Below are 21,186 nucleotides of genomic sequence, written 5' to 3'. Positions count from 1 at the left end.
ATTTTCCACCCCCCAACCAACACCAGCAGCAGGACGACGGGCTTTCTTTTCTTTCTCCGGCTGATTCCGGAAAATCTCCCTCTAGAACTCTAGACGCCAATAACCACGCGGGTTACAGCCGTTTTTCTGACTCTAGAACCCCCAGCCCTCTAGAGGGAGGAAAACCGCTGAAGGTCAATAACCATGCGGGTTCTAGAGTTCTAGAGGGAGAAACACCCCAAACAGCCGAGAGAAAAGAAAACAGCATCGAAATCGAGGGGGTGGACTATGAAATCTTCTGACCTGCTCGCCACCCTGACCGGCGCGGGTTTGTCGCTGGCGCTGTCCGATGATGGCGGCTTGAAGGTCAGCCCGCGCCCCACCCCGGAGCAGGCCGCGCTGATTCGTCAGCACAAGCCCGACCTGCTGGCCTACCTGCAAGGCTGTAAGGAAACACTGCGCCCACTGGTCGACATCCTGCCCGCCGTCACTACGCGGATTGCGCTGGCTGGCGCTGGCCTGCCCTTGCCGGAACCTGAGCCGCTGCCCGTCATCGAGCCGGAGGACGAAGCGGGGGGCGTGGGGGTATGGGTGGAGCCGGAGGGCTACGAGAACAGCGATGACTCGGCATGGGCTGATCTGTCCCCGATGCGCCGTCAGCAGCTCAGGCGGGCAAGGGGGAGGGCGAACATGCAGGCCACGCGGCAGGCCACTGCCGAGCGCAAGCAGGAAGCCGAGCAGATGCTGGGAGCCATGCATGCCAGCCTGTCCGACAGCACGCACAGGCTTTGCCGGCCCTGCCGGTTCGTGGATGTGGGCGAACTGCCGACCGGCACGCCCTGCCTGTTCCTGAGCATGGACGGGCAGGACGCACTGACCGGCAATTACCTGGCTGCCGTGTGGCTGGCCGGCAAGCGCCGCCGCATTGCCTACAAAGCGCTGAAGGAGATTGCCGCGTGCCGCTGACCGTGGGCGCTGGTATCCAGGGCGGCGGTTTCCAGTGAGGTTTCCACGGTTTCCACCCTCTACGCGCGCGAGGTGCTGATGGTGATTTCGGCTGGTACGCAGTGCGAAGTGCATCGTGTGCAGCAAATTCACTGCAAACCAAGCTCAACCCTAGCATTGCCAAGGGTTGGCGTTGAATGCGAAGGCAATAAGTACGCACTCGGTTCGCACCCCCTACGCGCGCGCGCGAGGCAGTGCGAAGCTGGGGGACTGCTGGCACGACGGTTTTCCGCCTGCTTTCCGGTAGTTACCGCCCTGTGTGACTGGTGCTGACCTATTACGCCAAGCACCGTGGCGGGTTTTTTGCGCGGGCAAGCCATCAATTCGACTGCTGACCCTCAAGCTGAGGGGTAAGGGTCATGGCCTGGGTGCAGCGAGATTGCAACGAGGCATGGCTAGGGTTAGCCAAGGATCAGGCGGTGCGGGGTGAGCTGGCAAAGGCGAAGAGAGAATGCGCCCCGAAAGGTAGGCCCCGGAAAAATCCGGGATTGAGTGGGTTGACTGGACGAACCCCACGTCAACCCCACAGTCGGGGCGCTTTGCCAATTTAGCAAGGGGCATCAAGGCCGGCAATGCGGCGATGTGCGCCGGGTGTGCGACGCTGTGCGAGGTGGGGGGGCGAGCAAATCGCACAGGAGAAACCCAGCCCTAGCGGCAAGGCGTGTATAAGCCCACGTATAAGCCCATCAATTCTCGGGGATGCAAAAACAAACGGGCTACAGCGATTTGCGTGTAATCCGTTGATTTTATTGGCGCACCCAGCAGGGATCGAACCTGCGACCTTCAGCTTCGGAAACTGACACTCTATCCAACTGAGCTATGGGTGCACACTGACAAGGCTGGCGATGTTAGCGTGTTTGCCGCGAGACGTCCACTGTCTTGGCGGTTTCTAGGCTGTCGGTTTCCCAGTATAATCGCCCGTTGCCACACAGGGGTATTTTGCCCCCGTAACGAATAATTCAACAGTTTAAAAGGGATGCAGCATGGGCGGTTCCAACGGAGCAGCGGGCAAAGGCCTCGGGGGCCTGATTCTGGTACTGGTAGCGGGCGTCGTGGCGCTGGGCTATCTGCTTTTCAAGGTGTTCACCTCCGGTAGCGGCGTTGATTTTTCTCGTCCGACGATGACCGCATCCGCCGTGAATGCCCGGATTGCCCAGGTCGGTACGGAAAAGGTGGTGGAAGGCGGCGCACCGGGCACTCGCTCTGGCCAGGCCGTGTATGAATCACTGTGTTTCTCCTGTCATGCCACGGGCGCCCAGGGCGCGCCGAAGTTTGAGGATGTGGCGGCCTGGAGTTCGCGCATCGCCAAGGGCTTTGACACACTGTCCAAGCATGCCATCGAAGGCTTCAATGCCATGCCGGCGCGTGGCGGCGGCGCGGACCTGACGGACGATGAAGTGAAGCGCGCCGTGGCTTTCATGGCCAACAAAGCGGGAGCCAGCTTTGAGGAGCCGAAAGTGGCTTCCGGCGCAGTAGCTGCCGCTGATCCGGCGACCAAGGGCAAGGAAATCTATGGCCAGGTCTGCATGGCCTGTCACGCCACCGGCGTGAGTGGCGCACCAAAGCCCGGCGACAAGGCCGCCTGGGCGCCGCGCATCAAGGATGTCGATGCGATGATCGCCAATGTCACGAAAAACGCCAAGAATGCCATGCCGGCCAAGGGTGGCTATCAGGGCAGCGATGAAGAGTTCAAGGCAGCAGCCCTGTACATGATCAACCAGAGCAAGTAATCCAGTAAGACCGGATTCGACAAAAACGGCAGCTTCGGCTGCCGTTTTTGTTTAGGCATGAACCGTATGGCTGTGGAGGAAGGGGCAGTGACATGTCAGCAGTGCTGTCCGGCTGAGTCGGCCATCAGCCAGCCCTGCCAGGCGGGAGCCGATAGGCAGGGAGTGGGGGATTGCTGCTTGACGGGTATATCACTGTATGCGAATGCCTGATTGGGTTTCAGGCTATTACATCTTGATGTATGCGAGGGCGCAATAAAAAAAACCGCAGCCTTGGCTGCGGTTTTTTTATTGCCAGAGCGACTTGGCGCTTACTTCTTGCGCTGCGGCGGCAGGTCGGTACACACGCCCTTGGCGACTTCGGCGGCCATGCCGATCGATTCGCCCATGGTCGGGTGCGGGTGGATGGTCTTGCCGATATCCACTGCGTCCGCGCCCATTTCGATGCCCAGGCACACTTCGCCGATCATGTCGCCGGCGTGCGGGCCAACAATCGCGCCGCCGAGGATCTGGCCGTTTTCAGCGTCGAAGATCAGCTTGGTGAAGCCTTCGTCGCGGCCGTTGGCGATCGCACGGCCGGACGCCGCCCACGGGAAGACGCCCTTGGTGATCTTGATGCCATCCTTCTTGGCCTGGTCTTCGGTAAGGCCGACCCATGCCACTTCCGGATCGGTGTAGGCCACGCCCGGGATCACGCGCGCGTCGAAGAAGGCCTTGTGGCCGGCGGCATTTTCCGCGGCAACGTGTGCTTCATGCACCGCCTTGTGCGCCAGCATCGGCTGGCCGATGATGTCGCCAATGGCGAAGATGTGCGGCACATTGGTGCGCATCTGGCGGTCGGTGGGAATGAAGCCGCGCTCGTCAACATACACGCCAGCCTTGTCGGCGCCGATCTTCTTGCCGTTCGGTGCGCGACCGGTGGAGTACAGCACCAGATCGTAGCATTGCGGGCCTTCCGGCACTTTCGGGCCTTCGAAGGTGACCCAGACGCCGTCTTCCTTCGGCTCAATCGACGTGGTCTTCGATTCCAGCATGATGTTGTCGAAGCGGTGCTTGTTCCAGTCCTGCCAGACCTTGACCAGATCGCGATCCGCGCCCTGCATCAGGCCATTGGACAGTTCGACCACATCGAGGCGCGCGCCCAGCGTGGAATACACGGTGCCCATTTCCAGGCCGATGATGCCGCCGCCGATGATCAGCATGCGCTTGGGAACGCTCTTCAGTTCCAGTGCGCCGGTCGAATCGACGATGCGCGGGTCATTCGGGATGAAGGGCAGCTTCACCGCTTGCGAACCGGCAGCGATGATGGCCTGCTTGAATTTGATGACCTTCTTCTCGCCGGTCAGGTCCTTGCCGGTGCCCGAGGAAAGCTGGACTTCCATGTGGTAGGCATCGAGGAAGTTGCCGATGCCGCGCACGTGCTCGACCTTGCGCATCTTGGCCATGCCGGCGAGGCCGCCGGTGAGCTTGTTGATGACCTTTTCCTTGTAGCCGCGCAGCGCGTCGATATCCACTTCCGGCTTGCCGAACTTGATGCCGTTGGACGCGAGGTGGGCCACTTCGTCGATCACCGCCGCGTTGTGCAGCAGCGCCTTGGACGGAATGCAGCCCACGTTCAGGCACACGCCACCCAGCGTGCCGTAACGTTCGACCAGCACGGTCTTCATGCCCAGATCGGCTGCGCGGAAGGCGGCGGAATAGCCACCAGGACCGGCGCCGAGCACCAGCATGTCGACTTCCAGATCAACCGCTCCGCTGTAGCTGCCGGCAACCGGCGCCACTTGCGGGGCGGCGGGCGCAGCAGGTGCGGCCACCGGAGCTGCTGCCGGTGCCGGGGCAGCGGCGGCAGGCTTGGCCTCGGCGGCGCCGGCGGCTTCCACCAGCGCAATCACGCCGCCTTCGGAAATCTTGTCGCCAACCTTGACCTTCAGTTCCTTGATGACACCGGCGTGGCTGGCCGGCACTTCCATGGTTGCCTTGTCGGTTTCCAGTGTGATCAGGCTGTCTTCCACGGCGACGGTGTCGCCCACGTTCACGAACACTTCGATGATGTCCACGTTCTCGTGGCCACCAATGTCCGGCACTTTGAGTTCAATCAGATTGCTCATGTTTGCATCCTGTGATGGGTATGACGTGAGAAGCAATGCAGGGCATTGGCTGGCAGCCAATACCCTGCATGGTCATCCTCACAGAACCAGACGGCGAACGTCGGACAGCAGCTTGCCCAGGTAGACGGTGAAGCGGCCGGCGGCGGCGCCATCGATCACGCGGTGATCGAAGGACAGCGACAGCGGGCACATCAGGCGCGGGGCGAACTCCTTGCCATTCCACACCGGCTTGATCTGGCTCTTGCACACCCCGAGGATGGCCACTTCCGGCGCATTCACGATCGGCGTGAAGCTGGTGCCGCCAATGCCGCCGAGTGACGAAATCGTGAACGTCGCGCCCTGCATGTCGGTCGGCTTCAGCTTGCCTTCGCGCGCCAGGCCGGACAGCTCGGTCAGCTCCTTGGAAATCTGCTTCAGGCCCTTCTGGTCGACATCCTTGATCACCGGAACCACCAGGCCATTCGGCGTGTCGGCGGCAAAGCCGATGTGGTAGTACTTCTTCAGCACCAGGTTGTCGCCATCCAGCGAGGCGTTGAATTCCGGGAAGGCTTTCAGCGCTTCGGCGGCGGCCTTGATGATGAAGGCCAGCGGCGACAGCTTCAGGCCCGACTTTTCCCATTCCTTGCCGATGGTCTTGCGGAAGTCTTCCAGCTCGGTGATGTCGCACTCGTCGTTGAACGTCACGTGCGGGATCATCACCCAGTTGCGGTGCAGGTTCGCCCCGGAAATCTTCTTGATGCGCGACAGCGGCTTGACTTCGATTTCGCCGAACTTGGCGAAGTCGACCTTCGGCCACGGCAGCAGGTCCAGACCGCCGGCGGACACGCCAACGGCAGCGGCGGCGGCCACGACCGGCGCAGCGGCGGTGCCGCTCATCACGGCCTTCACATAGGCCTGCACGTCTTCGTGCAGGATGCGGCCCTTGGCGCCCTTGCCGGCCACCTTGGCCAGATCGACACCCAGTTCGCGCGCAAAGCGGCGTACCGACGGCGAGGCGTGCGCCTTGATGAAGGCGGCGTCGTCGACCTTGGCCGGGGCGCTGACGGCGACCGGAGCCGGTGCTGCGGCAGCCGCAGGGGCGGCAACCGGAGCTGCGGCGGGCGCAGCTGCCGGGGCGGCAGCGGCAGCGGCCGGAGCGGCGGCGCCAGCGCCGCTGCCCTTGACGATCAGGATCAGGCTGCCTTCGCGTACCTTGTCGCCGACCTTGACGACGATGCTCTCGACCACGCCGGCGGCGTTGGACGGCACTTCCATGCTGGCCTTGTCGGATTCCAGCGTGATCAGGCTGTCGTCGATGGCGATGGTGTCGCCGACCTTGACGTTGACCTCGATGACTTCGACGGCGTCGAAGTTGCCGATGTCCGGCACCTTGACCTCGATACTGCCTGCGGCAGCGGGTGCAGCAGCCGGAGCAGGGGCTGCCACGGGGGCTGCAGCAGGGGCTGCGGCGGCAGGAGCGGGTGCGGCGGCAGGAGCGGGTGCGGCGGCTGCAGCGGCCGGTGCCGGTGCAGCGGCGGTGGCACTGGCTTCCACCACGACCACGACGCTGCCTTCGGAGACCTTGTCGCCGACCTTGATGCGGACTTCCTTGACCACGCCAGCATGGCTGGCCGGTACTTCCATGGTGGCCTTGTCGGTTTCCAGCGTGATCAGCGATTGCTCGACTTCGATGCTATCGCCAACATTGACCATGACCTCGATCACGTCCACGTTCTCGTGGCCACCGATGTCCGGTACTTTCAGTTCAATCAGGTTGCTCATGTTCTAAATCCTGTGAGGGGTGAGGAGTGAGGTGTGAGGGGTATGTGTCCCTGGCTCGCGATGGGCAAGGGCAGAAGGGGTATACCCTTGCCCTTGCTTCACGCCTCACGTCTTTACACAGTCCACGGCGCCGGTTTCGCCGCGTTGATGCCGTACTTTTCGATGGCGCGGGCCACGACATCCTTGCCAATCTTGCCTTCGTCGGCCAGTGCCTTCAGTGCGGCGACGGCCACATAGTAGCGGTCGACCTCGAAGAAGCGGCGCAGCGCCTGACGAGAATCGGAGCGGCCATAACCGTCGCAGCCCAGCACGACATACTTGCCCGGCACGTATTCGCGGATCTGGTCGGCGTAGGTGCGCTTGTAGTCGGTCGAGGCAATCACCGGACCCTGGCGGCCGTTCAGCAGCTGGGTCACATAGGGCACCTGCTCGGTGCCGGCCGGGTTCAGCAGGTTGTGGCGCACGGCGGCCTGGCCGTCGCGGCGCAGCTCGTTGAAGCTGGGGCAGGACCAGATGTCGGCGTCAACGTCGAAGTCGGCCTTCAGCAGCTCGGCCGCCGCGATCACTTCGCGGAAGATGGTGCCGGAACCCAGCAGCTGCACCTTCAGCTTGGCCTTCTTGTCGCCTTCCCTGAACAGGTACATGCCCTTCAGGATGCCTTCTTCCGCACCTGCCGGCATGGCCGGGTGGGTGTAGTTTTCGTTCATCACCGACAGGTAGTAGTAGATGTTTTCCTGGTTCTGATACATGCGGCGCATGCCGTCCTGCACGATCACGGCCAGCTCGTAGGCGAAGGTCGGATCATAGGAAATGCAGCTCGGGATGAACTCGGCAAACAGGTGGCCGTGGCCGTCCTGGTGCTGCAGGCCTTCGCCGTTCAGCGTGGTGCGACCGGCAGTGCCGCCGATCAGGAAGCCGCGCGCACGCAGGTCGCCCGCCGCCCAGGCCAGATCGCCGATGCGCTGGAAGCCGAACATCGAGTAGTAGATGTAGAACGGAATCATGGTGTGGCCATGATTGGCGTACGACGTGGCTGCGGCGATCCAGTCGCTCATCGCGCCGGCCTCGTTGATGCCTTCCTGCAGGATCTGGCCGGTCTGCGATTCCTTGTAGAACATCAGCTGGTCGGCATCTTGCGGCTCGTACAGCTGGCCGACGTGCGACCAGATGCCCAGCTGGCGGAACATGCCTTCCATGCCGAAGGTGCGGGATTCATCCGGCACGATGGGCACGATGCGGCGACCGATCTGCTTGTCCTTCACGAGCGTGTTCAGAATGCGCACGAAGGCCATGGTGGTGGACATTTCGCGCTCGCCGGAGCTTTCCAGCATGGCCTTGAAGGCATCCAGGCCCGGCACTTCCAGCGGCTCGTCGACCGGCTTGCGCGACGGAATGAAGCCGCCCAGCGCTGCGCGGCGTTCCATCATGTACTTGTATTCCTGGCTGTCCTCGGCCGGGCGATAGAAGGTGCAGGCCTTGGCTTCTTCATCGGTTAGCGGCACGTTGAAGCGGTCGCGCAGGTGCAGCAGATCATCGTCGCCCAGCTTCTTGGTGTTGTGCGCGGTGTTTTGCGATTCACCCGCAGCGCCCACGCCAAAGCCCTTGACGGTCTTGACCAGCAGCAGTGTCGGCTGGCCCTTGTGCTCGACGGCCGCCTTGTAGGCCGCGTAGACCTTGAACAGGTCGTTGCCGCCACGGGTCAGCTTCCAGATGTCGTTGTCGGTCATGCCGGCGACCAGATCCAGCAGCTCCGGATACTTGCCGAAGAAATGCTCGCGCACGTAGGCGCCGTTCTTCGACTTGTAGGTCTGGTACTCGCCGTCGACGACTTCCATCATGCGCTTTTGCAGCAGACCCTTCTTGTCCTGCGCCAGCAGGGCATCCCAGCCGGAGCCCCAGACCACCTTGATCACGTTCCAGCCCGAACCGCGGAAGTCGCCTTCCAGCTCCTGGATGATCTTGCCGTTGCCGCGCACCGGGCCATCCAGACGCTGCAGATTGCAGTTGATGACGAAGATCAGGTTGTCGAGCTTTTCACGACCGGCCAGCGAAATTGCACCGAGCGATTCCGGCTCGTCCATTTCGCCGTCGCCGCAGAAACACCACACATGGCGGTCGCCCTTTTGCTTGAAGCCGCGGTCGTCCAGGTATTTCATAAAGCGGGCCTGATAGATCGCCATCAGCGGGCCCAGGCCCATCGATACGGTGGGGAATTGCCAGAAATCCGGCATCAGCCACGGGTGCGGGTAGGAGGACAGGCCGTCGCCGTCGACTTCGCGACGGAACTTGTTGAGCTGGTCTTCGGAAATGCGGCCTTCCAGATAGGCGCGGGCATACATGCCGGGCGCGCTGTGGCCCTGGAAGTACACCAGGTCGCCACCGTGGTTTTCATTGGCGGCGTGCCAGAAGTGGTTCCAGCCCACATCGTACAGCGTCGCGGCCGAAGCGAAGGAGGAGATGTGGCCGCCCGGCTCGGCGGGGTCGCGGTTGGCCTTGGCGACCATGGCAGCGGCATTCCAGCGCGTGTACGCGAGGATGCGCTCTTCCAGATCCGGCTTGCCAGGATGCTTGGCCTGCAGGTGTGCAGGGATGGTGTTGATGTACGCCGTTGTTGCGGTGTACGGAATGTTCACGCCGTCCTGACGGGCGTGATCAACCAGTTTTTCCACCAGAAAGTGCGCGCGTTCGGCACCTTCGTTGACCAGTACGCCATCCAGCGCATCCAGCCATTCCTGCGTTTCCTGGGGATCCAGATCATGAAGCTGTTCTGCCATGATTGTGCTCTCTACCTTTTGAGTGGTTGATTGGGTGATACACGAGTGCAGTCGTGTTCCATCTGGCGTTCAGGCCGGACGGCAATAAAAACCGCCCCTGACGATCGGTCAGGGGAGGGGGCTTAGCGCGGTGCGTTCCGCTTGTAATAGTTGATCAGGCCATTGGTTGACGCATCGTGGCCGGTGGTCAGGCCCGGTGTCGTCAGATCGCCTTCGATGGCGCGGGCGAGCTGCTTGCCCAGCTCAACGCCCCACTGGTCGTAGGAGTTGATGTTCCAGACCGTGCCCTGCACGAAGATCTTGTGCTCGTACAGCGCGATCAGCGCACCCAGGCGACGCGGCGTGAGGCGCTGCATCAGGATGGTGTTGGTCGGACGGTTGCCTTCGAAGATCTTGTGCGGCACCAGTGCTTCCTGCGCTTCACCGGTGATGCCCATCTTGTCGAGTTCCGCACGTACCTCGGCTTCATTCTTGCCGCGCATGAAGGCTTCGGTCTGCGCGAAGAAGTTGGCCATCAGGATGGTGTTGTGCGGTTCCGGGATTTCCGGGTGCTCGATGGTGGCGATGAAGTCGATCGGCACCAGCTGCGAGCCTTGATGCAGCAACTGGTAATAGGCGTGCTGGCCATTGATGCCGGTGTCGCCCCACACGACCGGGCCGGTGGCATAGTCGACACGCTTGCCATCCAGGTCGACGGTCTTGCCGTTCGATTCCATGTCCAGCTGCTGCAGATAGGCCGGGAAGCGATACAGGCACTGGTTGTACGGCGATACAAGGTGGGTCTTGGCGCCGAAGAAGTTGGTGTACCACACGCCAAGGAGGCCCATGATGACCGGCAGGTTCTGCTCGAAGGGCTTGCCCTGGAAATGCTGGTCCATGGTGTAGGCGCCATGCAGCAGATCCTGGTAGTTGTGCTTGCCCAGGTAAATGGCGATGGGCAGGCCGATGGCCGACCACAGCGAGTAGCGCCCGCCAACCCAGTCCCAGAATTCGAACATGTTTTCGGTGTCGATGCCGAATTCGGCCACAGCCTTGGCATTGGTCGATACGGCGACGAAGTGCTTGGCAATCGCCTTTTCATCACCGGAATGCGCGACAAACCACTTGCGCGCGGTCTTGGCGTTGGTGATGGTTTCCTGCGTGGTGAAGGTCTTGGACGCGACAATGAACAGCGTGGTTTCCGGGTTCAGCGTCTTCAGCGTGGAGACGATCTGGTCGCCATCGACGGTGGATACGAAGTGCATGGCGATGCGCGCATGACCGTATTGCTTGAGCGCCTGGCAGACCATCAAGGGGCCCAAGTCGGAGCCGCCGATGCCGATGTTGACGATGTCGGTGATGGCCTTGCCGGTGTAGCCCAGCCATTCGCCGGAGCGCACCTTGTCGGAGAACTCGCCGATTTTCTCCTTGACCGCATTGACCTTGGGCATCACGTCTTCGCCGTCGACAATGATGGGGTTCTTGTCGAGGTTGCGCAGCGCGGTATGCAGTACGGCGCGCTTTTCGGTGATGTTGATCTTTTCACCGGAGAACATCTTGTTGATGCGCTCCTGCAGGCCGGACTGACGGGCCAGATCGAACAGCAAGGCCATGGTTTCTTCGGTGACGCGGTTTTTCGAGTAATCGAAAAACAGGCCGCCCGATTCAAAGGAGAATTTTTCGAAACGATGCGGATCGCTGGCGAACAGCTCGCGCATGTGCTGCGACTGGATCTTCTCGAAATGGGCTTCCAGCGCCTTCCACGCCGGAGACTGGGTGAGGGAGGACATCGACTGCTTTCCTTTTTTTTCGGTATCTTTTTGAGTGGTGGCTCGGCGGCTCGGGCCGCTTTTCTTGTTCTGTTTGCTAGCTGTCATGGCCGCGTACCCGTTTTTCCTTGAGGTTGCGCTTCATTTTCTCCAGCTGGTCGATCAGCTCCGGGCCGCGCTTGAGCGCGACGCCGACGGCCAGTACATCAATGATGACCAGATGCACGATGCGGGTGATCATCGGTGTGTAGAGATCCGGATCTTCCATCGTGTCGGCGTACAGGCAGATGTTGCAGCGCTTGGCCAGCGGCGACTTCGAGTGCGTGATGCCGATGACGTCGGCGCCGGCATCGCGAGCGATTTCCACCGAGCGGATCAGGTCCAGCGTGCGGCCGGAATTGGAAACGGCCAGTACTGCGTCGCCCGGCTTCAGCATAGAGGCGCTCATGCCGTGCATGTGCGGGTCAGTGTAGGCCACGGTGGGCACGCCCAGCCGGAAAAATTTGTTTTGCGCGTCGATGGCCACCGCGCCCGATTGGCCCTGACCCCAGACTTCGATCTTGTGGGTGCTTGAGAGCACCTTGATCGCGCGTTCCAGCGCCTCGGTATCGAGTTCGTTGCGGCAGCGCAGCAGGTGCGAGATGTTGTTGTCGAACAGCTTTTTGGCCAGATCGTGCGCAGAGTCATCGGCCGACACCATCGAGTGCACATAGGGCACGCCGGAAACCAGACTGCGCGTGAGGCGCAACTTGAAATCCTGCAGGCCCGAGCAGTTCAGCGAGCGGCAAAAGCGGATGACGGTGGGCTGCGAAACACCGGAGAGCTCGGCAATCTGGGCAATGGGGGCATTGGCGACCAGATTGGGCTGGGCGATGACGAATTCGGCCACCTTGCGTTCGGACTTGGACAAACTGTCCAGCATACTTTTGATACGTTCGAGCATGGTGGGCTCTCACTGGCCTATGCAGGCTGCCGACCCGGATAGGGAAGGCAGCCGGACGGGGGATGGGAAGCGGGTCGCTGGCATCGGCTGGATCAGGCTGCCCAGAACACATGCGCCTTGTCGGCAGCACGGTCCAGTACGCGGCGGATCGGATACAACTCGGTTTCGGCTTTTTGCTCGGTCAGGGCGGTTTCCAGCAGTGCCTTCTTGCCCTCGCCGGTGATGTGCACCAGCACGGTGCCGGCAGCGACAATCGCGGGCGCGGTCAGCGTGATGCGCGTGTGCGGCGCGGTGACCGGCGTGGTCGCGGCCAGCAGAGCAGGGCTGCTCATCGCGTCTTCCAGCTCGGGCGCTTGCGGAAACAGCGAGGCCGTGTGGCCATCGTCGCCCATACCCAGGATGAGTATGTCGATGGGGGTCTTGAAGCTGTTGAGTCTCAGCTGGATACCTTTCAGGCCGTCATGGGCGCTGCTGGCATCACTGACGAGGGAGTAAAAGCGGGCTGCTGCGGCGCGGCCGCAAAGCAGGTTTTCGCGGGTCAGGCGTTCGTTGCTGTCGGCATGGTCATTGGGTACCCAGCGGTCATCAACCAGCGTGAGGTCGACGCGTTCCCAGTCCAGTTCCATGTCGCGCAGGCAGCGGAACATGCCGGCCGGCGTACGGCCGCCCGATACGGCAAGGCTGGCGCGCGGCTGGCTGGCCAGTGCGGTGCGCAGGCGTTCGGCGATGAAGTTCGCCAGTTGCTGGTCCAGTTCTTCTTTCTGGGGAAATTGATGCCATGTCAGTGACATGAAAAGTTACCTCCGGGGTGCGAGTCTAGCACGTATAGGGGAAAACCCGTACGCGGGGCGTACGGGTTGTATGCCGATCAGGCTTCTTCGTGCCAGCACAGGCCATCGCGCGACAGCAGCGCCGACGAGGCAGCCGGGCCCCAGGTGCCGGCGGTATAGGGTTTCGGCGGCTCGCTGCTGCTTTCCCAGTAGTCGAGGATGGGCTCGACCCACTTCCAGGCTGCGCGCTGTTCGTCGCGGCGCACGAACAGCGACAGATCGCCACGGATGACGTCCATCAGCAGGCGCTCGTAGGCTTCCGGCGAACGGGTGGTGAAGATTTCCTTGAAGTCGAGATCCAGATGCACCTGGCGCAGGCGCGGGCGGTTGCCCGGCTCCTTGGCCAGCAGATACATGCGGACGTATTCGTCCGGCTGCAGGCGGATCACCAGCTTGTTGGCGCCCGTGGCAACCTTGCCGAAAATCGACGTCGGCGCTTCGCGGAAATTGATCACGATTTCGGCGATGCGGTCCTGCAGGCGCTTGCCGGTGCGCAGGAAGAAGGGAACGCCAGCCCAGCGCCAGGTCTGGATTTCGGCCTTGAGCGCCACAAATGTTTCGGTGTGTGAATTGGCAGGCACGCCCGGTTCTTCCAGATAGCCCGGCACCGGCTTGCCGGCGACGGCGCCGGCGCGGTATTGCCCGCGCACCACGTGGGTGTGCAGGGTTTCCTGGGTCAGCGGCTTCAGTGCACGCAGCACCTTGAGCTTTTCATCACGCACGGCGTCGGCATCGATGGATGCCGGCGGCTCCATGGCCACGATGGTCATCAGCTGGATCAGGTGGTTCTGGATCATGTCGCGCAGGGCGCCGGCCTTGTCGTAGAAGTCGGCGCGGGTTTCGACACCCACCTGCTCGGTTACGGTGATCTGCACGTCGCGAATCCATTCGCGGCGCCACAGCGGTTCCAGCAGGGTGTTGGCAAAACGCAGTGCGATCAGGTTCAGCACCGGCTCCTTGCCCAGATAGTGGTCGATGCGGTAAATCTGGTGTTCCTGGAAGTAGATGCCGACATCGTCGTTGATCTTGTTGGCCGATTCGAGGTCGTGACCCAGGGGTTTTTCGAGTACGACGCGGGAATTCTCGGTATTGAGACCGGCATCGGCCAGATTCTTGCAGATGGCTGCAAACAGGCTGGAGGCGGTGGAGAGGTAATACACGCGGGTGCGGTCGGTGTACTGATTCAGTGTTTCGGCCAGTGCGACGAAGTCATCCGGGTTGCCAGCGTCGACCTTGTGAAACAGCACGCGGGCCGCAAAGCTTTCCCAGTCGGCGTCGTTATAGGCCTTGCCGAGGTAGCCCTTGGCCAGGCCCTGAGCCTTGGCAAGGTAGGCGGCGGTGTCGGAGGCGCTGCGGCCCAGACAGATGATGCGGCCCTCGGCCGGCAGGTTGCCATCCTGGTGTTGATGGTAGAGCGCCGGCAGCAGTTTGCGCATTACCAGGTCACCGGTGCCACCGAACAGCACCATGTCGAAAGCTTGAATTGCGGTCATCGTCGAATCCCTTTCCTTGTATTTCCGGCAGCATTCACCGTGAGCCGGGCAGGCCCTGCTGCGGGCGTAAGTCGTTGTAATCCTACTACATGGGGTCGTGCAGGCGCAAACGGAAATGCGCAGAGCGGCGAATGTCTGTGCAGGCCCCGTATCGGCTGGCAAGCCCCTGTCCTGTTGGGGTTTTGCTGCACTGCAATACCAGCCAAATACAGTGTTTACTGGTTGCCGCAGACAGTCGATTGTAGTAAAACTACGCTCATTGTCAGCGATGCCACAACTTGGGCATCCACCCTACTGAACCCGGAGTCACCCATGCCCCTGCATCCCCGCCTGGCCGAAGTCACCGACCGCATCATTGCCCGCAGCAAGTCGTCCCGCTCCCGCTATCTGGAACGCATGGCCGCGGCAGCCAGCAAGGAGCCGGTGCGCAAGGGTCTGGCCTGTACCAATCAGGCGCACGCCTGGGCGGCGATGCCGGAAACCGACAAGATCATGTTGCGCGAAATGCGCCAGCCCAATCTCGCCATCGTCTCGGCCTACAACGAGATGCTGTCGGCGCACCAGCCCTTCGAAACATTCCCCGCCATCATCAAGGCTGCCGCGCACGCAGCCGGCGCCACCGCGCAGTTCGCCGGCGGTGTTCCGGCCATGTGCGACGGCGTGACGCAAGGCCAGCCGGGGATGGAGCTGTCGCTGTTCAGCCGCGACGTGATCGCCATGTCGACTGCCGTGGCGCTGTCGCACAATATGTTCGATGCCACGCTGTGCCTGGGTGTCTGCGACAAGATCGTTCCGGGCCTCTTGATCGGTGCGCTGCAGTTCAGCCACCTGCCGACGATTTTCGTGCCGGCCGGCCCGATGACATCCGGCATTTCCAACAAGGAAAAGGCCAAGACCCGCCAGCTGTTCGCCGAAGGCAAGGTCGGCCGCGAAGCGCTGCTGGCTTCGGAAGAGGGCAGCTACCACGGCGCCGGCACCTGTACCTTCTACGGTACGGCCAACTCCAACCAGATGCTGATGGAAATCATGGGCCTGCACCTGCCGGGTGCCGCGTTCACCAATCCGGGTACCGAGCTGCGTGACGCGCTGACCCGCGCCGCCGCCAAGCGCGCCGCGGCGATCACCGCACTGGGCAATGAGTACATCCCGATTGGCCAGGTCATCGATGAAAAGGCCATCGTCAACGGCATCATCGGCCTGCTCGCGACCGGCGGCTCGACCAACCATACCATCCACCTGATCGCGATTGCCCGCGCCGCCGGCATCATTATCGACTGGTCGGATTTCAACGACCTCTCCGCCATCATCCCCCTGCTGGCCAAGGTGTACCCGAATGGCTCGGCCGACGTGAACCATTTCCACGCCGCAGGCGGCATGGGCTACCTGATCCGTGAGCTGCTGGATGCCGGCCTGCTGCACGAAGACGTATGGACCGTCGCCGGTCACGGCCTGCGCCATTATGCCGACGAGCCCTTCCTCGAAAATGGCGAAGCGATCTGGCGTCCTGCTCCTGTGCAGAGCGGCGATGACAGCGTCCTGCGTCCGGCCAGCAACCCGTTCTCGGCCGATGGCGGCACCAAGCTGCTGGCCGGCAATCTCGGTCGCGCGGTGATCAAGGTGTCCGCCGTGGCGCCTGAGCATCGCGTGGTCGAAGCGCCCGCCATCGTGTTTGACGACCAGGACGATGTGCTGGCTGCCTTCAAGCGTGGCGAGCTGGAAAAGGATGTGATCGTCGTGCTGCGCTTCCAGGGGCCGCGCGCCAACGGCATGCCGGAACTGCACAAGCTGACTCCGGCGCTGGGCGTGCTGCAGGATCGCGGTTTCAAGGTCGCGCTGGTGACCGATGGCCGCATGTCCGGCGCGTCGGGCAAGGTGCCGGCTGCCATCCACATCACCCCGGAAGTCGTTTCCGGTGGGCCGCTTGGCAAGGTTCGCACCGGCGACGTGATTCGCCTGGATGCCGAAACCGGCGACCTGATCGCCAAGGTTGATGCAGCCGAATGGAATGCGCGCGACGTTGCTAGCGCTGATATGGCCAAGAATGGCCACGGCATGGGCCGTGAGTTGTTCGCCAGCTTCCGCGCCGCTGCCACCGGTGCCGAGGAAGGTGCGATTTCCCTGGGCCTGGCCCACTGATATGCCCTCTGATTTGCAATAACGACAAGGCAGGCCGGGCATAAGGCCTGTTGACCAACCCTTCAGAAGAGATGAGCTCGATGGATATCAAACAGATCATGCGTTCCTGCCCGGTGATGCCGGTCATCGTGATTGAGGACCTGGATACAGCCGTGCCGCTGGCGAAGGCCCTGGTAGCCGGTGGCATCAAGGTGCTGGAAGTCACCCTGCGCACGCCGGTGGCGCTCGAGGCGGTCAAGGCGATTGCCGATGCCGTACCGGACGCCATCGTTGGCGTGGGAACCGTGGTGCGCCCCGAGCAGTTCGAACAGGCCAAGGCTGCTGGCGCCAAGTTCGCCGTGACGCCGGGTCTGACCCCGAAACTGGCTGCGGCCGCCCGCGAAGCCGGCATGCCCCTGCTGCCGGGCGTGCATACCGCTTCCGAAGTGATTGCCGCCATGGAAGAAGGCTTTGATGCGATGAAGCTGTTCCCGGCCGAGCAGGCTGGTGGCCTGGCCATGCTGAAGGCACTGGGCGGTCCGCTGCCCCAGGTGCTGTTCTGTCCGACTGGCGGTGTGTCGCTGGAGTCTGCCCCGAAGCTGCTCGCACTGCCGAACGTCGGCTGCGTCGGTGGTTCCTGGCTGTGCCCGAAAGACGCCGTCAAGGCCGGCGACTGGGCTGCCATTACCAAGCTCGCCAGCGAAGCGGCTGCGCTGCGTCCGTAATTCTCCGCATCCGGCCGGCGCATGCGCTTGGCATGGGCCGGCATCCTGCTAGAATCAGGCTTCGTCTTGTCGCGCTGCAACATCGCCGCTGACCCGCAAGCAAGAATCTGACGGTTTTTTGTCATGGCACAAAGGCAGCCAGCCCCGGCTGCTGCATGCTTGGGCCGTCCCGTATTTCGTTCCATCCTCTATTTCTGGAGATGATCCATGGCTATCAAAGTAGGTATCAATGGTTTTGGCCGCATCGGCCGCATGGTTTTCCGCGCTGCTGTCTACAACTTCGCCGATGACATCGAAATCGTTGGTATCAACGACCTGCTCGAGCCGGACTACCTCGCCTACATGCTCAAGCACGACTCCGTGCACGGCAAGTTCAAGGGCGACGTGAAGGTGGAAGGCGGCAATCTGGTCGTGAACGGCAAGACCATCCGCCTGACCGCCGTGAAAGATCCGGCCGAGCTGAAGTGGGGCGAGATTGGCGCCGATGTCGTGGTGGAATCCACCGGCCTGTTTTTGACCCACGAAACCTGCGAAAAGCACATCGCCGCCGGCGCCAAGAAGGTCATCATGTCCGCACCGTCGAAAGATGACACCCCGATGTTCGTCTACGGCGTGAACGACAGCACCTACGCCGGTCAGGCCATCATCTCCAATGCGTCTTGCACCACCAACTGCCTGGCACCGATCGCCAAGGTCATCAACGACAACTTCGGCATCAAGCGCGGCCTGATGACCACCGTTCACGCGGCGACTGCAACGCAAAAGACCGTTGACGGCCCGTCCAACAAGGACTGGCGCGGTGGCCGCGGCATTCTGGAAAACATCATTCCGTCCAGCACTGGCGCAGCCAAGGCCGTTGGCGTGGTGATTCCGGAAGTGAAGGGCAAGCTGACCGGCATGGCCTTCCGCGTTCCGACTTCCGACGTGTCCGTGGTTGACCTGACCGTCGAGCTGAACAAGGAAGCGTCCTACGAAGACATCTGCGCCGCGATGAAGGCCGCTTCCGAAGGCAGCATGAAGGGCGTGCTGGGCTACACCACCGAGAAGGTCGTATCGACCGACTTCCGCGGCGAAGCCTGCACCTCCACCTTCGATGCCGATGCCGGCATCGCGCTGGACAAGACCTTTGTTAAGGTTGTGGCCTGGTACGACAACGAATGGGGCTATTCCAGCAAGGTGCTGGAAATGGTTCGCGTGATGGCCAAGTAATTCGCCATCAACCACCAACAAAAAACCCGCTTCGGCGGGTTTTTTGTTGGGTATTGCCTTGCAGCCTATTGAGTAATTGGTTTGCAGGCGGATACCCGCTTGCCGTTGTTTCAGCGTTCGCGACTGAAGCTGATCCTGCCATCAGCTGCATCGACCCGGATCACGTCCTTCGGGCCGAAGTGGCCGGCGAGCAGTTCTTTTGCCAGCACATTCTCGATCTGCTGCTGGATCGCGCGCTTGAGCGGCCGTGCGCCATACACCGGATCGAAGCCGGCTTCCGCCACCAGATCGAGCGCGGCATCGCTGCAGATCAGGCTGATCTCCATCTGCGCCAGCCGTGCTTCCAGCCGGCCGAGTTGAATGCGCGCGATATTGCGGATGGCCGCCTGATCCAGGCCGTGGAACACCACCACCTCGTCAATGCGGTTGATGAACTCGGGGCGGAAATGCGTCTTCACCTCGGCCATCACGGCGAGCTTGACCACCTGGTAATCGCTGTCCGCCATCATCTGGATATGCTGGCTGCCGAGGTTCGACGTCATCACGATCACGGTGTTCTTGAAATCGACTGTTCTGCCCTGGCCGTCGGTGAGCCGCCCGTCGTCGAGCACCTGCAGCAGCACGTTGAACACGTCCGGATGGGCTTTCTCCACCTCGTCGAGCAGGATGACCGAGTAGGGCTTGCGGCGGACGGCCTCGGTGAGATAGCCGCCTTCCTCATAGCCAACATATCCGGGCGGCGCGCCGATCAGCCGCGCCACCGAGTGCTTCTCCATGAATTCGCTCATGTCGAGCCGGATGATGTGCTCGTCGGTGTCGAACAGGAAGGCCGCCAAGGCCTTGGTCAGCTCTGTCTTGCCGACGCCGGTGGGGCCGAGGAACAGGAAGGAGCCATACGGCCGGTTCGGATCGGCCAGACCCGAGCGTGAACGACGGATGGCGTCCGCCACCAGCGTAACCGCCTCGTGTTGTCCAACCACGCGGCGGTGCAGCGCGTCTTCCATTTTCAGCAGCTTGTCGCGCTCGCCTTCCATCATCTTGCTGACCGGGATGCCGGTGGCGCGGCTGACCACCTCGGCGATTTCTTCGGCACCGACCTGGGTGCGCAGCAGCTTCGGCTTGTCGCTGCCACCGGCCTCGCTGGCCTCGGCGGCTTTCAGCTTGGCTTCCAGCGCCGGCAGTTCGCCGTATTGCAGCTCGGACACTTTCTGCCATTCGCCGGCGCGCTTGAGCGCTTCCATCTGGTTTTTCAGTTTCTCGATGTCTTCCTTGATGGCCTGGCTGCCGAGCACCGAGGCCTTTTCGGCTTTCCAGATTTCTTCCAGATCGTTGAACTCGCGCTGCAGGCGTTCGAGTTCTTCCTCGATCAGCGCCAGGCGGCGCTGCGAGGCTTCGTCCTTTTCCTTCTTGACCGCTTCGCGCTCGATCTTCAGCTGGATCATGCGGCGTTCCAGCTTGTCCATGACTTCCGGTTTGGAGTCGATTTCCATCTTGATACGGCTGGCGGCTTCGTCGATCAGGTCGATGGCCTTGTCCGGCAGGAAGCGGTCGGTGATGTAGCGGTGCGACAACTCGGCGGCGGCGACGATGGCCGGGTCGGTGATGTCGACGCCGTGGTGGATTTCATACTTTTCCTGCAGGCCGCGCAGGATGGCAATGGTGGCCTCGACGCTCGGTTCGTCCACCAATACTTTCTGGAAGCGGCGCTCCAGCGCGGCATCCTTTTCGATGTATTTGCGGTATTCGTCGAGCGTGGTGGCGCCAATGCAGTGCAGCTCGCCGCGCGCCAGCGCGGGCTTGAGCATATTGCCGGCGTCCATGGCGCCATCGGCCTTGCCGGCGCCGACCAGCGTGTGCAGCTCGTCGATGAAGATGATGTTGTTGCCTTCGTCCTTGGCGAGTTCATTGAGCACGGCTTTCAGGCGCTCCTCAAACTCCCCGCGGTATTTGGCGCCAGCCAGCAGGGAGGCGAGGTCCAGAACCAATACCCGCTTGGATTTCAGCGAGTCGGGCACTTCGCCGTTGACGATGCGCTGCGCCAGCCCTTCGACGATTGCCGTCTTGCCCACGCCCGGCTCGCCGATCAGCACCGGATTGTTCTTGGTGCGGCGTTGCAGCACCTGGATCGCGCGGCGGATTTCGTCGTCGCGGCCGATCACCGGGTCGAGCTTGCCGGCCTTGGCGCGCTCGGTCAGGTCGACGGTGTATTTGGACAAGGCTTCGCGCTGTTGTTCGGCATCGGCGCTGTTGACCGCCTCGCCGCCGCGCGCGGCGTTGATGGCCGCTTCAATCGAGTTGGTCTGCCCGCCGTGCTCCTTGAGCAGGCGGCCGGCTTCGCCCTTGTCGCCGGTGAGCGCCAGCAGGAAGAGGTCGCTGGCGATGAACTGGTCGTTGCGCTTCATGGCCAGTTTTTCGGTGGCATTGAGCAAATTGCCCAGGTCGCGGCCGATGCTGATGTCGTGCTCGCCGCTGACATTTTTGGCGAGCTGCTTGATCTTGCCGTCCAGCGCGTTTTTCAGCGCCTGCACATTGACGCCGGCGCGCGCCAGCAGCGCCGGGGCGCCGGAATCCTGATCGCCCAGCAGCGCGGCGAGCACGTGCGCCGGCTCGATGGCCGGATTGTCGTTGGCGAGCGCGAGGCTTTGCGCGTCGGACAGCGCTTGCTGGAACTTGGTGGTGAGCTTGTCGAGTCGCATGATGAAAACCCCTTTTTAATTCATGGTCATAGCTGTAAATGGGTATGCGATCCGGCATTTCAAGCGGGTGGGG

14 protein-coding genes and 1 tRNA gene are annotated in these 21,186 nt (G+C 62.2%); 6 read left to right on the top strand and 9 right to left on the bottom strand.

The annotated features are described in order from the left end of the window. On the top strand, positions 1 to 281 hold a 281-nt coding region (locus C515_RS24385; RefSeq protein WP_211234039.1), incomplete at its 5' end, for a hypothetical protein. After that, positions 268 to 945 (top strand): hypothetical protein, encoded by a 678-nt coding sequence (locus C515_RS0110495; RefSeq protein WP_028455499.1) that lies wholly within the window; start codon positions 268 to 270, stop codon positions 943 to 945. The genes C515_RS24385 and C515_RS0110495, both read left to right, overlap by 14 nt. Before the next feature lie 789 nt (positions 946 to 1,734). On the opposite strand, the gene C515_RS0110490 is transcribed toward C515_RS0110495, so the two are convergent. Then, positions 1,735 to 1,811 (bottom strand) — tRNA-Arg (locus C515_RS0110490). A gap of 156 nt (positions 1,812 to 1,967) precedes the next feature. On the opposite strand from C515_RS0110490, the gene C515_RS0110485 reads away from it, so the two are divergent. After that, positions 1,968 to 2,714: a c-type cytochrome gene (locus C515_RS0110485; protein WP_028455498.1), complete on the top strand. Its 747-nt coding sequence runs from the start codon at positions 1,968 to 1,970 to the stop codon at positions 2,712 to 2,714. Between the two features lie 308 nt (positions 2,715 to 3,022). On the opposite strand, the gene lpdA is transcribed toward C515_RS0110485, so the two are convergent. The 7 genes from lpdA to zwf all read right to left on the bottom strand — a co-directional run bounded on the left by lpdA (position 3,023) and on the right by zwf (position 14,368). After that, on the bottom strand, positions 3,023 to 4,819 hold the full coding sequence (lpdA, locus tag C515_RS0110480) for a dihydrolipoyl dehydrogenase (protein WP_028455497.1): 1,797 nt from the start codon (positions 4,817 to 4,819) through the stop codon (positions 3,023 to 3,025). A 78-nt stretch (positions 4,820 to 4,897) separates the two neighbouring features. Further along, entirely contained in the window at positions 4,898 to 6,580 is a 1,683-nt protein-coding gene (gene aceF / locus C515_RS0110475; RefSeq protein ID WP_028455496.1) for a dihydrolipoyllysine-residue acetyltransferase, read from the bottom strand. 113 nt (positions 6,581 to 6,693) lie between these two features. Beyond that, positions 6,694 to 9,354 carry a pyruvate dehydrogenase (acetyl-transferring), homodimeric type gene (gene aceE, locus C515_RS0110470; protein WP_028455495.1) on the bottom strand — a complete coding sequence of 887 codons (2,661 nt, stop codon included), beginning with the start codon at positions 9,352 to 9,354 and terminating at the stop codon, positions 6,694 to 6,696. Positions 9,355 to 9,476: 122 nt separating this feature from the next. Next, a complete protein-coding gene (pgi, locus tag C515_RS0110465; RefSeq protein ID WP_028455494.1) occupies positions 9,477 to 11,123 on the bottom strand; it encodes a glucose-6-phosphate isomerase in 1,647 nt (548 codons plus the stop codon). Between the two features lie 76 nt (positions 11,124 to 11,199). Further along, the gene (gene hexR, locus C515_RS0110460) at positions 11,200 to 12,045 is read right to left on the bottom strand and encodes a transcriptional regulator HexR (RefSeq protein WP_028455493.1); all 846 of its coding nucleotides are present in this window, start codon (positions 12,043 to 12,045) and stop codon (positions 11,200 to 11,202) included. A gap of 92 nt (positions 12,046 to 12,137) precedes the next feature. Further along, a complete protein-coding gene (gene pgl, locus C515_RS0110455; protein ID WP_028455492.1) occupies positions 12,138 to 12,836 on the bottom strand; it encodes a 6-phosphogluconolactonase in 699 nt (232 codons plus the stop codon). 77 nt (positions 12,837 to 12,913) lie between these two features. Next, positions 12,914 to 14,368, bottom strand: coding sequence for a glucose-6-phosphate dehydrogenase (zwf, locus tag C515_RS0110450; protein WP_028455491.1), 1,455 nt, complete (start codon positions 14,366 to 14,368; stop codon positions 12,914 to 12,916). Between the two features lie 312 nt (positions 14,369 to 14,680). Here zwf and edd point away from each other — a divergent pair, with 312 nt between their 5' ends. The 3 genes from edd to gap all read left to right on the top strand — a co-directional run bounded on the left by edd (position 14,681) and on the right by gap (position 18,417). After that, positions 14,681 to 16,504 (top strand): phosphogluconate dehydratase, encoded by a 1,824-nt coding sequence (gene edd / locus C515_RS0110445; RefSeq protein WP_028455490.1) that lies wholly within the window; start codon positions 14,681 to 14,683, stop codon positions 16,502 to 16,504. A 71-nt stretch (positions 16,505 to 16,575) separates the two neighbouring features. Continuing rightward, on the top strand, positions 16,576 to 17,208 hold the full coding sequence (locus C515_RS0110440; protein ID WP_211234038.1) for a bifunctional 4-hydroxy-2-oxoglutarate aldolase/2-dehydro-3-deoxy-phosphogluconate aldolase: 633 nt from the start codon (positions 16,576 to 16,578) through the stop codon (positions 17,206 to 17,208). Between the two features lie 207 nt (positions 17,209 to 17,415). After that, the gene (gene gap / locus C515_RS0110435; RefSeq protein ID WP_028455488.1) at positions 17,416 to 18,417 is read left to right on the top strand and encodes a type I glyceraldehyde-3-phosphate dehydrogenase; all 1,002 of its coding nucleotides are present in this window, start codon (positions 17,416 to 17,418) and stop codon (positions 18,415 to 18,417) included. 110 nt (positions 18,418 to 18,527) lie between these two features. Here the strand turns inward: gap and clpB are convergent, their stop codons facing one another. Continuing rightward, positions 18,528 to 21,113 carry an ATP-dependent chaperone ClpB gene (clpB, locus tag C515_RS0110430; RefSeq protein WP_028455487.1) on the bottom strand — a complete coding sequence of 862 codons (2,586 nt, stop codon included), beginning with the start codon at positions 21,111 to 21,113 and terminating at the stop codon, positions 18,528 to 18,530. Between the last annotated feature and the right edge of the window lie 73 nt (positions 21,114 to 21,186).

This window comes from Chitinilyticum litopenaei DSM 21440 (assembly GCF_000428145.1).
Lineage (GTDB): Bacteria > Pseudomonadota > Gammaproteobacteria > Burkholderiales > Chitinibacteraceae > Chitinilyticum > Chitinilyticum litopenaei.
This window is presented reverse-complemented; position numbering and strand designations above follow the sequence as displayed.

Bases quoted from the DNA above. Each gene is read 5' to 3' on its own strand.
- C515_RS0110495 (WP_028455499.1), top strand. From the start codon at position 268: ATGAAATCTTCTGACCTGCTCGCCACCCTGACCGGCGCGGGTTTGTCG.
- C515_RS0110485 (WP_028455498.1), top strand. From the start codon at position 1,968: ATGGGCGGTTCCAACGGAGCAGCGGGCAAAGGCCTCGGGGGCCTGATT.
- lpdA (WP_028455497.1), bottom strand. From the start codon at position 4,819: ATGAGCAATCTGATTGAACTCAAAGTGCCGGACATTGGTGGCCACGAG.
- aceF (WP_028455496.1), bottom strand. From the start codon at position 6,580: ATGAGCAACCTGATTGAACTGAAAGTACCGGACATCGGTGGCCACGAG.
- aceE (WP_028455495.1), bottom strand. From the start codon at position 9,354: ATGGCAGAACAGCTTCATGATCTGGATCCCCAGGAAACGCAGGAATGG.
- pgi (WP_028455494.1), bottom strand. From the start codon at position 11,123: ATGTCCTCCCTCACCCAGTCTCCGGCGTGGAAGGCGCTGGAAGCCCAT.
- hexR (WP_028455493.1), bottom strand. From the start codon at position 12,045: ATGCTCGAACGTATCAAAAGTATGCTGGACAGTTTGTCCAAGTCCGAA.
- pgl (WP_028455492.1), bottom strand. From the start codon at position 12,836: ATGTCACTGACATGGCATCAATTTCCCCAGAAAGAAGAACTGGACCAG.
- zwf (WP_028455491.1), bottom strand. From the start codon at position 14,368: ATGACCGCAATTCAAGCTTTCGACATGGTGCTGTTCGGTGGCACCGGT.
- edd (WP_028455490.1), top strand. From the start codon at position 14,681: ATGCCCCTGCATCCCCGCCTGGCCGAAGTCACCGACCGCATCATTGCC.
- C515_RS0110440 (WP_211234038.1), top strand. From the start codon at position 16,576: ATGAGCTCGATGGATATCAAACAGATCATGCGTTCCTGCCCGGTGATG.
- gap (WP_028455488.1), top strand. From the start codon at position 17,416: ATGGCTATCAAAGTAGGTATCAATGGTTTTGGCCGCATCGGCCGCATG.
- clpB (WP_028455487.1), bottom strand. From the start codon at position 21,113: ATGCGACTCGACAAGCTCACCACCAAGTTCCAGCAAGCGCTGTCCGAC.